This window comes from Treponema sp. JC4 (genome assembly GCF_000260795.1).
In the GTDB taxonomy this organism is placed as follows: domain Bacteria; phylum Spirochaetota; class Spirochaetia; order Treponematales; family Treponemataceae; genus Treponema_D.
Map to the genome: position 1 here is coordinate 79504 of NZ_AJGU01000007.1, position 11958 is coordinate 91461.

At 41.1% G+C, this 11958-nt stretch carries 13 protein-coding genes; 1 reads left to right on the plus strand and 12 read right to left on the minus strand.

The window, feature by feature from the left end:
- Positions 1–106: 106 nt before the first annotated feature.
- The gene (locus tag MSI_RS05230) at positions 107–319 is read left to right on the plus strand and encodes a hypothetical protein (RefSeq protein ID WP_009104428.1); all 213 of its coding nucleotides are present in this window, start codon (positions 107–109) and stop codon (positions 317–319) included.
- 74 nt (positions 320–393) lie between these two features.
- On the opposite strand, the gene miaA is transcribed toward MSI_RS05230, so the two are convergent.
- The 12 genes from miaA to MSI_RS05285 form a co-directional block, all read right to left on the minus strand.
- On the minus strand, positions 394–1335 hold the full coding sequence (gene miaA / locus MSI_RS05235) for a tRNA (adenosine(37)-N6)-dimethylallyltransferase MiaA (protein ID WP_009104429.1): 942 nt from the start codon (positions 1333–1335) through the stop codon (positions 394–396).
- Positions 1336–1355: 20 nt separating this feature from the next.
- Positions 1356–2609, minus strand: coding sequence for a class I SAM-dependent rRNA methyltransferase (locus MSI_RS05240; protein WP_009104430.1), 1254 nt, complete (start codon positions 2607–2609; stop codon positions 1356–1358).
- Between the two features lie 36 nt (positions 2610–2645).
- Positions 2646–3230, minus strand: a complete 585-nt coding sequence (locus tag MSI_RS05245) for an HAD family phosphatase (protein WP_009104431.1) — start codon at positions 3228–3230, stop codon at positions 2646–2648.
- Between the two features lie 21 nt (positions 3231–3251).
- Positions 3252–5387, minus strand: coding sequence for a type I DNA topoisomerase (gene topA, locus MSI_RS05250; protein ID WP_009104432.1), 2136 nt, complete (start codon positions 5385–5387; stop codon positions 3252–3254).
- Between the two features lie 21 nt (positions 5388–5408).
- Positions 5409–6299 carry a DNA-processing protein DprA gene (locus tag MSI_RS05255; protein WP_192807736.1) on the minus strand — a complete coding sequence of 297 codons (891 nt, stop codon included), beginning with the start codon at positions 6297–6299 and terminating at the stop codon, positions 5409–5411.
- A 133-nt stretch (positions 6300–6432) separates the two neighbouring features.
- Positions 6433–7155, minus strand: coding sequence for a tetratricopeptide repeat protein (locus MSI_RS05260; RefSeq protein WP_009104434.1), 723 nt, complete (start codon positions 7153–7155; stop codon positions 6433–6435).
- Between the two features lie 27 nt (positions 7156–7182).
- The gene (locus MSI_RS05265) at positions 7183–8064 is read right to left on the minus strand and encodes a tyrosine recombinase (RefSeq protein ID WP_009104436.1); all 882 of its coding nucleotides are present in this window, start codon (positions 8062–8064) and stop codon (positions 7183–7185) included.
- 6 nt (positions 8065–8070) lie between these two features.
- The gene (gene ftsZ, locus MSI_RS05270) at positions 8071–9495 is read right to left on the minus strand and encodes a cell division protein FtsZ (protein WP_009104438.1); all 1425 of its coding nucleotides are present in this window, start codon (positions 9493–9495) and stop codon (positions 8071–8073) included.
- Between the two features lie 56 nt (positions 9496–9551).
- Positions 9552–10823, minus strand: coding sequence for a cell division protein FtsA (ftsA, locus tag MSI_RS05275; protein WP_009104440.1), 1272 nt, complete (start codon positions 10821–10823; stop codon positions 9552–9554).
- 9 nt (positions 10824–10832) lie between these two features.
- On the minus strand, positions 10833–11609 hold the full coding sequence (locus MSI_RS05280) for a cell division protein FtsQ/DivIB (RefSeq protein WP_009104441.1): 777 nt from the start codon (positions 11607–11609) through the stop codon (positions 10833–10835).
- Positions 11572–11694 (minus strand): hypothetical protein, encoded by a 123-nt coding sequence (locus tag MSI_RS15130; protein WP_009104442.1) that lies wholly within the window; start codon positions 11692–11694, stop codon positions 11572–11574. Before MSI_RS15130 ends, MSI_RS05280 begins: the two co-directional genes overlap by 38 nt.
- A 44-nt stretch (positions 11695–11738) precedes the next feature.
- Positions 11739–11958: FtsW/RodA/SpoVE family cell cycle protein (locus MSI_RS05285; protein ID WP_192807737.1), on the minus strand; the 220-nt coding region annotated here is incomplete at its 5' end.

An 11958-nucleotide genomic window follows, 5' to 3' on the forward strand; every position in this document is an offset into this window, starting at 1 on the left:
TATGGGAACGTGTTTTCCATGCGAAACTTGAGTTTCGCGATAATTTTGACTAAAAATCTTACTTCATAGATGTGCTTAAAAACAATTCAGATTGCGGGAGGCAATAATGAAAAGTTACACATTAAAAAGCATAGGAAAAACTTCAGACTACATGACAATTCTTCGTGAAATGGAAGATGGATTTGTTGTAAAAATCGTTCGCGACCTCGACGGTTACGAAGACGTAAAAACTGACTACATCAGCCGCGAACTCTTCGACAGCTGCATCCGTACCGGCTATCTTACAGAAATCAAAGAGAAGGTTGCCGTAACAGCATAAAGTGGACTTGAAGTTCCAAATATTATTCAAATTAGCCTTGTAAAAAAAACGCTCCGTCGGAGCGTTTTTTGTTTTTAACCAAGTTTTTCTTTTACAAGGGAAATTGCTTCTTCAATTCTACTAGCCTTACTGCCCTGACCCAACCAGTGGATTTCAACACCTTTTCTTTCCATCATACGGAACCAGGTTTCCTGCCTTTTTGCAAACTGGCGGATAGCGATAAAAAGCTTTTCTTCCATTTCATCGCGGCTTTTGTATTTGCCCTGCAAAAACTCAGAACAGAAGCGGTATTCAAGTCCCAGCTTTTCAAGGCGTTCAAAGGTAATTCCGCTTTTATGGATATTTTCAACTTCTTCAATCATGCCGCCGTCCAGGCGTTCCCGAAGTCGGATAGAAATATTTTTCCATAGTTCAGGACGGGGCAAAGTCGTTCCGATTATAAAAGGCCTTATATCAGGGCGCTCAACCGAAGTCGATTCAATTCCCTGTTTTTTTGCTTCAATAATTTCCAGAGCCTTGATTACGCGCTCTTTTTCCTTAAGGTCAGCCTTTACGTGTAAGTCAGGCTGCTCGTGAAGAAGCATTTCTCCCAGTTCTTCAAGTGATTTTGCTTCCAGCTCTGCGTGAAGCTGGGGATTTTCCGGCAGAATTACCATTTCATAGTCGCGTACAACTGCATCCAGGTACATTCCTGTTCCGCCAACCACTACAGGTAATTTTCCACGGGAAGAAATACCCTTAAAGGCGGCATAAAAATCTTTCTGATAATTGTAAACATTGTATTCGTCTGGCAGCTGGGCAATATCGATCAGATGATAAGGAACTGGCTGACCTTCCCAGATATATTCGTCCAGGTCTTTACCGGAACCAATATCAAGATGACGGTAAGTCTGGCGGGAATCTGCAGAAATAATTTCTCCATTAAAAGTACCGGCAAGGGCAACTCCAATAGAAGTTTTTCCAACCGCCGTCGGGCCTAAAACGATTATACAATTGTAACTTTTATTTCCTGCCATAAATCCCGCCAAAAAGCTTCCTAGCGAACTACACAGATTGCGCACTTCAAATATTCAGACTTAGGATAACCGGCCAGCAGCGGATGATCAGGGCCCGCACCTCGTTTATCCAGAATCTGAACTTTTTTATGGCTATCCATTGCAGCGTGCATAATCATGTCGTAGAAGGTTGTTGAATCAAAGAAGTGTGAACATGAACAGGTAATAAGTATTCCGCCTTCGTTCAAAAGCCTCATGGCACGAAGGTTGATTTCTTTATATCCACCGTAAGCCTTCTGAATATTCTTTGCAGATTTTGTAAAGGCAGGTGGGTCAAGAATGATTACATCAAACTTTTCTCCATCAGCTTCATATTTCTTAAGAAGGTCAAAAACATCAGCGCAGACAGCCTTCATAACCTTTTCTGCCTTATTGAGCTTAATGTTATTGTTTACCATTTCTACGGCTTCTTCAGAAATATCAACAGAAGTTACTTCGCGGGCCCCTGCCTTAAAGGCATTGAGTCCGAATGCGCCAGTGTGGGTAAAGGTATCAAGAACCTTTTTTCCGTGGCAGAAGCGTTTAATCTGCTCGCGGTTGAACTTCTGGTCAAGGAAGTAGCCTGTTTTCTGTCCGCCCTCAACGTCAACGCAAAGACGAACCTCGTTTTCAATAATCGTAATTTTTGTGTCAAAGTTTTTACCGTCAAGCCAGCCGCTTGTAAGGGGAAGTCCTTCCTTTTCACGGACAGCTTCATCATCCTTTTCAAAAATACCGTCCGGCTTGCAGACCTTTTTAAGAGCCTTTAAGATTTCTTCTCGGAATACTTCGCAGGCCATTGCCAGGAACTGAACAACAAGGAAAACTTTCCCATCTTCACTGCAGAAACGCTCGCAGATAAAGCCCGGAATCAAATCTGCCTCACCAAAAACAAGGCGGTAAGAATCTGTGTCAGAATAATAAAGCTTTCTGTGATTGTAAGCCGCAAGAATGCGTTTTTCCCAGAAATCAGAAATATCTTCAAAAACCTTGTCGACATGTTCTGTAGAAATCAGGCGAACCGCAATCTTTGATTTTTTATTTAGGATTCCGCTTCCTAAAAATCCGCCTGCTTTTGTGCATACTTCAACGGCGGAACCGTCAGGCACTGTACATTCAGCTAAGGTCTCATTCTTCCATTCCGATTTTTCATCAGCGCGGTGCTTAAAATGCGAAATCTCGTTATCAAATACCCAGGGAAAACCCTGTAAAATTTCTCTCTCTTCTTTTGCGTTCAAAAATACTTTTGCAAACATAAAACATCCTAAAAATAAAATCTGCCTTCCGGCAGTTTAGATATACTTTCCCCACTCTTCCCAGAGTTTTTCCGGGCTTTCAAAATGCACAGTCTTTATTCCAAGACTTTCTGCAGCCTGGCAGTTTTCAATTTTATCATCAGTAAAAAAAGCTTCTTCTGCCTTATAGCCTTCAGCCTCTAAAATCACTTCAAAAAAGTGAGGATCCGGCTTTGCCTCTCCGATTTTATTACTGGCATAGGTCTGGTCAAAAAAGGCGTAATCACCCCTTTCCATGTGATTTTCCCAGTGGCTCTGAATTGTGTTTGTTCCGCAGACAACGCGGTGCTTTTTCCGAAGGGCTGTAATCAGCTCTGCGGTTCGGGTCTGAAGGGTCGGATGAAAATAAAGGCGGAAAAGATCATTCTTTACAAAAGGAAGCTTCTGAGAAACTGAAACCTTATTGAAGGCATCCCAGAAATCCCTTGTATCAATAAAACCTTTTTCCAGACGGTTCCAGATATCTCCATTTTCCTTACAAATTTTCAAAAACTCATTTTTATAGAGCCCCAGTTTTTCTGTTAAAACGTCCAGCGGGAAGGTCGTTGTAACAACGCCCCCCATATCAAAAATAAAAAGCATAATATCCCCTGTGGTGACAACCTACTCTTCGCCGGCTTCCGGCATAACCATAGGCTCGTCATCAGCTGAATGCAGATAATCACAGTCAGGATTGATACAAGATTTATAGCTTCCGTTCTTTTTGTCAAACTTTTCAACCAGGAACCAGCCGCACTTAGGACAGTAAGAATCAATCGGCTTAAAGTGGCTGATAAAGGTACACTTAGGATAATTTGTACAACCAAAGAAGGATTTGCCCCTTCCCTTCTGCTTGCGCTCAACAATTTCTCCGTTACAGCCCGGAACCGGACACTTAGCCAGAGGAATTGATTTTGTATTGTGGCACTCTGGGAAGCCTGAACATGCAAGGAAGAAGCCGAATTTTCCAAGCTTTTTTATCATAGGCTTTCCGCAAAGGTCGCAGACTTTGTCTGTTTCTTCATCCAGGAAGCCCTTAATGCTTTCAGTTGTTGAGGTAACTTCTTCTACGCGCTTTTTAAAAGGTCCGTAGAAGTCGCTTATCATATCATTCCAGACAAGCTCGTCAGCTTCAACCTTATCAAGAGTATTTTCGACTTCGGCTGTAAACTGCTCGTTGATTACATCAGGGAAGCTTTCTACAAGAATTTTTGAAATTACTTTTCCAAGCTGAGTCGGAACCAGTTGTTTATTGCTTCTTGTTACATAGTAGCGGTCAAGCAATACAGAGATAATCGGTGCATAAGTTGAAGGACGTCCGATTCCCTTTTCTTCCAGCATACGAACGATTGAAGCATCGGTATAGCGGGCAGGTCCCTGTGTAAAGTGCTGTTCAGGATGGAATTTTCCGGTTTCCAGAGTTTCCCCTTCCTTCAGGCTTGGTAAAGAAGATGATTTTTCTTCCTTACTTGAAAGCAGCTTGATTACACTGTAAAAACCTTTTTCGCTGATTTTACTTGCGGCAGTTCTGAAAACTGCATCTCCGCTTGTAATTTCAACAGAGGTTGTAGTCATTTTTGCATTATTCATCTGAGAAGAAACAAAGCGCTCCCAGATGATTGAATAAAGCTTAAACTGATCGTTTGTAAGATATTCTTTTACACTTTCAGGAGTGTAAGTTGTATAGGTAGGACGAATACCTTCATGGGCGTCCTGAGCTGCCTTACCAACAGAATAATGAATTGGTTCAGCAGGAAGTGTATCAGGATAGTTTTTAGAAAGCCAGCCGCGTACATCAGCCAAAGCTGTATCAGAAATGCGGACAGAGTCTGTTCGCATGTAAGTAATAAGACCCACACGGTTTTCGCCAATCTGAATACCTTCGTAAAGCATCTGGGCAATCTGCATAGTTTTACGTGAAGTAAAATTAAAGCGGTTTGCCGCTGCCTGCTGCAATTTTGAAGTTGTAAAAGGAGGCTTTGGACGAACAGTTTTATCAGTTTTCTTTACAGAGCTTACTGTGCAAGGAGAGTTTTTAATTTCCTCGATGATTTTATTAACCATATCCTCGCTTTTAAGCTCAGGATTTTCCCCCTTATATTTTACAAGCTGGGCTGTAAAATTTGATTTTCCCTTAGAAAAATCTGCATCAAGGCTCCAGTATTCTTCCGGAATAAAATCTTCTACTTCCTTTTCGCGCTCACAAATAAGGCGCAAAGCAACCGACTGAACGCGTCCGGCAGAAAGTCCGTTCTTTACCTTTGCCCACAAAAGAGGACTAAGGTTATAACCTACAAGGCGGTCAAGAACACGGCGGGCCTTCTGGGCATTAACCTTTGCTTCAACAATTTCGCCGGGATGTTTTACGGCCTCTGTAATTGCAACCGGAGTAATTTCATTGAATACAATTCGGCTGATTTTTGCGTCAGTTTTGTCTTTAAGAGCATTGTTCAAATGCCAGGCAATTGCCTCTCCTTCGCGGTCGTTATCGGATGCAAGAAGTACAAAATCTGATTTTTTTGCATCTTTCTGAAGTTCCTTAAGAAGTTTTGCGCGTCCGCGGACTGTGATATATTCCGGCTGAAAGTTATTTTCAATATCAATTGCCATGCGCGATTTAGGCAGGTCAATCAAATGTCCCATAGAAGCCTTAACCACATAGCCAGGCCCCAGATATTTTTCAATTGTATGAGCCTTTGCAGGAGACTCTACAATCACCAGGGTCTGTGGAGTTTTTTCTTTTGTCTTCTTTGTTGCCATAATCTTTCCTATCCTTATTTTTCAGAATAATTGACCTTGCAGAGGAAGTCTTGCTCCCGGTGCTTCGGCAAGGCATTTTAAATAATCCTTATAGTCACTGATAACCGGGGCCCCAGCCTCCAGAAATTTTTCAGGACGATTTTCTATTTTATATCTGCTGACCTTTCCGTCTGCATGCTGTCTTTCAAGCTCAGCATTAGAAGCATCAGCTATCTTTTTTGCAAGCTCACCAAAGGTTGCCTTATGAAACATCACGTCGCGCCCGTTTTCAAGGGCAAAATCCGCAGTAATAAGGGAACCGCTTCCGGCAGGTGCTTCAACCACTACCGTTGCCGGAGACAAGCCTGCAATTATGCGGTTTCTGGCTACATAATGCCACTTTTCCATATCCCTTCCCGGCTCGTACTCACTCACCAAAAGCCCGCCTGACTGCAAAATCTGAGCTGCAAGTCTTTTGTGAGAATAAGGAATTACTTCATCAATTGAACTTGGAAGTACCGCAACAGTTTTTCCAAGCCCTGCAGTATCAAGCCCCTTCTCTTGATAATCAAAGAAGGCGTCTACCGCTCCCTGATGAGCATAGCCGTCAGCCCCGTTTGCAAGACCGGACACCACATTACAGCCGTCCGTCACTGCCGCATAGGAAAATTCCCTTGCAGCTTTTTTTCCTTCAGGACTAAGTCTTCTTGTTCCAACTACAGAAACAGAAGGCCCTGTAAGCAGCCTTTCATCACCCCTGCAAAAAAGCATATAGGGAGGATCAGAAATCTGCCTCAAAAGCTCAGGGTAATCCCTGTCTTCATGCAAAAGACATTTTATGCCGTAAGCCTTGCAGAATTGAAAAGCCTTTCTTGCAAATTCAAGGTTTTTCTTTCCATTCCAGATTACCTTTTTCTGAAGCTTACGCTCCAAAAATGCTTCAATCTCTTCTATAGATAGTAATGATAGAGTATTAGAATTGTCAATGTTTTTTGATAAAAAAACTTTCTCAGAGAACTTTAAAAATGTTATTCGGGCAAGAGAAATATGAAATATTAATTCGTCATCAGTATGAAGCATCTAAAACCTGTTTCTTGAGGTCTTGAGCAGCATTTACAATATCAGCCGCTTTTGTTAATGACATTATTTTATCATATATTTTAACGGCTTTGTCAAATTCATAATTTTCATAATAAGCGCGGGCAAGTACAAACATGGCATTAAAATCTTTTGTTTCAATTTCCATAACCTTTTCGAGTAAAGGAATTGCCTTCTGACTTTCTCCCAGCTCAAAAACATAAATTACAGAAAGCCCGTAAAGTGCGCGGACAAAACGGTCATCAATCTGAATTGCTCGGGAATAAGCATCTTCTGCAAGCTTTAAATAGTTCATACGAAGCTGTGTTGAACCTGTTCCGCTGAAATCCATTGCAGCATGAGACATATAGCCGGCACAAACGCCAACCCAGTAATAAAGATTCTGATTGTTAGGATAGAACTCCAGAGCTTTCTGAAAGCACTTCAAGGCTTCTCCATACATTTTTGCATCAACGTAGCGGGTTCCCAGCATTTTATACCAGATTGCAATCTGCTGGTTTGCAAGCTGAATATCTGCAACGCGGTTTTCATATTTTGCAATTGCTTCTTTCAGCTCTTCTATCGAAGTAGGATGATCTACTTTTTCTTCCATTTTCTGATAGCGGATAATTGTTTTATTTGATTTTGGACATCCTGTAAAAAGTGCCAGTACTGAGATTGAAAAAACTAATCCAAATAAAATCTTTTTCATATTATCCTCCGCTTTTTGCTTCTGTTATTAACGTGTAAAATATTTTTTATGAGCGTCTTCTAACTGCTCGTTAGTTACATGTGTATAAATCTGAGTGGTTGCCAGATCACTGTGACCTAAAAGCTCCTGTACAGCCCTTAAATCTGCACCGCCCTTTAATAAATGCGTTGCAAAGGAATGACGCAGGGTATGAACCTTTGCCTGCACCCCGGAAAGAGTTTCAAGTTCCTTAAAACGCTTCCATACGCCTTTTCTGGAAATACCTTCTCCCTTATAATTAACAAAAACTTCAGGAACATTTTTTCCTTTTGTAAGAAGAGGGCGTACTTCTTCCAGATAATATTTCAGCTTATCATAGGCTCGCTTTCCAAAGGGAACAATGCGTTCCTTATCCCCTTTTCCATGAACAAGAATAATCTGCTCGTCCATATGAACATTTGCAACTTTTAAATCGCAGGCTTCACTGATACGAAGGCCGCAGGAATAAATCAGTTCAAAAAGGGCATCATCCCGCTTCCCGACATTATCCGAAGTATCTATGCTTTCCAAAAGGGCGTCAACCTGCTCTTCTGTCAAAACTTTTGGAAGGGCATGCACAGTTTTAGGACGTTCCAGGAGCAGGGCTTTATTTTCTTTCCAGTAATCCTTGCGCTCAAGAAAATCACCAAGAGCCCTGATACCGGAAATATATTTTGCAATTGTTAATTCGTTACAGCCTTGAGTTTTTCGCTTGACCAGAAAATATGTAATATTCTGAGGCGTTACATCAGCAAGCTTGATTCTTTCTTCTACAAGCCAATTTAAAAAGGCTTCTGCCGAAATTTTATAGGTTTCGGCAGTTTTTTGCGCGTCACGCTTTACAAGAATCAAATCTGAATAAAACTGATTCAAAAGCCCTTCAATTGTCATAATTATTTAGTCAGACAGGTTAATTCCACGACCAAAGTTCAAGCTTGACCAGATTGCAGGCTGATTAATGTCGTTTCCCCCCTTATATCCTTCTGGAGGAGAAAAACGATTCATAACAGCACGGCTTGCAATTGAAGGCTCTGTATCTTCAAAAAGTGAGCGTCCAAGGCTTCCGTTCTGTTTTTCTTCAGCTTTTTTAGCAGTTTCTGTACTTACAGCACCGGCAGCTCCCATAGGTCTCTGAGCAGCCTGAGCAGCAGGTTTAGCAGATGACATAGCAGCAAATTCTTTTCTTGAAACAAAATCGCCGCCAAGTTTATTTGTAGGATGAAGAATTCCGTTCAATTCAGAAGAGCGCATAACATTTTCAGAATACTGAACAGGAGCTTTTTCAACTGCCTTTTCTTCTACTTCAGGCTCTTCAATTTCATTTTCAGGCTGTTCAAAACCAGTTGCAATTACAGTTACGCTGATTTTTCCACCAAGATCAGGCTGTGTAACCTGTCCCCAGAACATATTGTAATCTTTATCAGCAGAAGCAGTTACAATCTTACAGATTTCACCAACTTCAGCCAGAGAAATTTCTTCAGAAGCACAGATATTAACAAGAATATTCTTAGCCCCATCAATATGAGAATCTTCAAGCATAGGATTGTTGATAGCAGCATAAGCAGCATCTGCGGCTCGGTTTTCACCTTCTGCAATACCAATACCAAAAATAGCATTTCCCTGACCGCTCATAGCATTACGAACGTCAGCAAAGTCAGTATTTACATCACCAGGGTTTGTAATGATATTAGAAATACCTTCTACACCCTGACAGAGAATCTCATCTGCACGGCGGAAAGATTCTTTTACAGTTGTATTTTTATCGATTGTGTTGAAAAGCTGCTCGTTTGGAATGACAATCATTGAGTCAACCATAGAATGAAGCTTTTTAAGACCTTCGCGGGCCTGTCTCATGCGGACATTACCTTCAAAAACAAAAGGAGTTGTAACAACGGCTACTGTAAGACAGCCAAGTTCCTTGGCAATGCGGGCAACAACAGGAGCAGAACCAGTACCTGTTCCACCACCCATTCCGGCAGTAATGAATACCATATCTGCACCGCGAAGTACGTTTGTAATCAGTTCCTTATCTTCTTCGGCAGCCTGTTCACCAACTTCAGGGCGGCCACCAGCCCCTAGACCTTTAGTTACTTTCTGTCCGATTGGAAGCTTTGTAGGCGCATTTGAACGGCCCAAAGCCTGTAAGTCAGTATTTAAAACAATAAAATCAACGTTACTAAGTTGGTGACTGATCATACGGTTTACTGCATTTGAACCGCCGCCACCACAGCCCACAACCTTGATTACAGTCGGGCTTGATTCTGCATAAGCTTCGTTAAAATTAGACTCTTCATCCAATATTGAAATGTTTAAATTTCCCACTTTTTATTCCTCCCTGTGTTTTTCCCCTAACACATTTCCCCAATAACCATTATATACTAAAACAGCGATTTGAAAATCTTTTTAAGCACACCTTCGCCATCTTTTTTTTCTTTTCTGTCAGATAAACCTCTGTGTTTTTTGCGAGACTCTTTACCGGCAGGCATATTTTTACTTGCAAGCACAAGTCCGATTACAGTAGCAAAAGCCGGATTTCTGTAATCTTCTTCTATACCGCCAAGATTTTCCGGACAGCCAAGACGAACAGATGAAGTTCTGAAAACGTTCTGAGCAAGCTCAATAACACCTTCCATTTGGGCACCGCCACCGGTAAGGATGATATTTCCCGAAAGCTTTTTAATTGACTCGTCTGTATTTTTTATGATTGTAGCCTTTACCATTGTAAAAATCTGCTCCATGCGGGCCTGAATAATCTGGCAAAGCTGACTTTTCATAATAACTTCCGGAGCACGTCCACCAACACCTGGCAAAACTACCTCGCGGTCATTCTGTTCATTTATCAAAGGAAGCCAGCAGCAACCGGCTTCAATTTTCTTTTCTTCTGCAGTAGCTGATGAAATACCAGTTACAATTGAAATATCGTTTGTTACAAGATTTCCACCTACTGGAACACTTGCCGTACTTACAGGAGCGCCACCTACAAGTACAATTACGTCTGTTGTACCCGCACCCAGGTCAATTAAAATTGAACCAAGCTCCATTTCATCTTCATGACATACAGAAAAAGTCTGGGCTAGAGTTTTCAGCATTACGCCGTCAAGAATATAACCTGCACGGGAAATTGTAGACCGCATATTCTGAATGATTGTACGGGCTGCAGTTACAATGTGAACTTCAACTTCCAGACGGGTACCAATTCTGTGAATTGGATCTGAAATTCCGTGAATTCCGTCTACAATATAATCGCGTGGAATTACGTGAAGTTTTTCCCGGTCTTCAGGAACCGGAACAGCAGTTGCATTTGCAATTACACGTTCTACATCATCATTTGTAATTTCTTTATTATTTCTGCCGTTAGGATTTACGGCAACGCCGCCTTTGTGGGTGGCACTTTCAATCTGAGAGCCGCCAATAGCCGTAATAACTGAATCAACATCAATTCCGGCATTCATTTCTGCAGCACTTATAGCTTCTTCAATAACTGATTTAGCATCTTCAATATTAACAATTACACCGTTTCTAAGACCTGCAGATTTTTTAGAGGCAGTTCCGGCAATCTGAATCTTTCCGTTCTCGTCATACTCACCGATTGCTACCCTGATTTCACTGGTTCCTATGTCCAATCCAACTGCAATTCTATTTTCAGCCATTAAAAAATCCTACCTTGTTTTATAAGAAACCGAACCGTATCGCAAATCAACTTCAGTAACATTTGAACCAAGCTGATTCACAACGTCAAGTACTATCATCATATACTTTAACGCCTCTTCATTCAATGAGCGGTCGGTAAGAACTTTAACTTTTGCCTGAGCAGGAATAAGTGCCAGCTCGTAATTTCCTGTGTCTTTTGGAAGTACACAGATTTCTGAAACAGATGCAAAATACTGCTGAGGGAGTGACTTAATTCTTGCAATCTGATCAATAAGAGGGCGGTATTTCAAAGGAATACGCATTCCCTGTGCCATGTATTCAACAGGAAGTCCTGAAATAATAGGCATATATGAATTGTCATTTACTTCTGCTGCACGTTGTGGGAAAATTACGCCGTTTTTATCAATTTCAAGGGCAGAAGAGATTCCGTTATCCATTAAGAAAATCATTGCAACAGGCTTTCTTTCTTCAACCTTGATTAAAATTTTATCAGGGAAGTGTTTTTCAACAACAACAGAGTCAATTCCTGCATCATTAGAAATTACTGCGGCAGCCTGATCAACATCAAAATCAAACCAGTTAGCATTAGAAAAAGGTGCCAGTTTTTCTGCAAAATCCTCAGGAGTATAAGAAGACAAGCCTGTAACAGAAATCTTAGGACTTGAAAAGCTTGGAAGGATATATTTATAAACAATAAGTTCCCCGACAAGAAGAAAGCAAAGAATTGCAAAAATGATTTTTATTGCCTTAATTTTTTTTATCAGCAGAATCCTCCTGAGCCTCATCTGTCTTTTCCTCAGAAAAATACTCATTCAAATCAGCCTTGTCATCATCAAGATAATCGTCAAGCATCAAACTTAAATCACTCATAACTTTTTTTTCTAGCAGAAATCTGCCTTACTCCCCCTAACTCCCTATTTTAAAACCGAAAAAGTATTTAAGCTTACTTCTTCATATTTTTTTTCCTTTACAATTCCTTCATCCGCCCTGGAAGCATTCAAAATAAAGCCGCACATAGCAAGCGTTACAATTATTGATGAACCACCAAGACTGAAAAATGGCAGCGGAATACCTGTTGAAGGTAAAAGTCCGCACACAACCATGCAGTTAATTATCGACTGAATAAAGATAATT

Coding starts and splice junctions, on each gene's coding strand:
- MSI_RS05240 (WP_009104430.1), bottom strand. CDS start 2,609: ATGTTTGCAAAAGTATTTTTGAACGCAAAAGAAGAGAGAGAAATTTTA.
- miaA (WP_009104429.1), bottom strand. CDS start 1,335: ATGGCAGGAAATAAAAGTTACAATTGTATAATCGTTTTAGGCCCGACG.
- MSI_RS05265 (WP_009104436.1), bottom strand. CDS start 8,064: ATGACAATTGAAGGGCTTTTGAATCAGTTTTATTCAGATTTGATTCTT.
- MSI_RS05280 (WP_009104441.1), bottom strand. CDS start 11,609: ATGAGGCTCAGGAGGATTCTGCTGATAAAAAAAATTAAGGCAATAAAA.
- MSI_RS05260 (WP_009104434.1), bottom strand. CDS start 7,155: ATGAAAAAGATTTTATTTGGATTAGTTTTTTCAATCTCAGTACTGGCA.
- MSI_RS15130 (WP_009104442.1), bottom strand. CDS start 11,694: ATGAGTGATTTAAGTTTGATGCTTGACGATTATCTTGATGATGACAAG.
- MSI_RS05245 (WP_009104431.1), bottom strand. CDS start 3,230: ATGCTTTTTATTTTTGATATGGGGGGCGTTGTTACAACGACCTTCCCG.
- MSI_RS05230 (WP_009104428.1), top strand. CDS start 107: ATGAAAAGTTACACATTAAAAAGCATAGGAAAAACTTCAGACTACATG.
- topA (WP_009104432.1), bottom strand. CDS start 5,387: ATGGCAACAAAGAAGACAAAAGAAAAAACTCCACAGACCCTGGTGATT.
- ftsA (WP_009104440.1), bottom strand. CDS start 10,823: ATGGCTGAAAATAGAATTGCAGTTGGATTGGACATAGGAACCAGTGAA.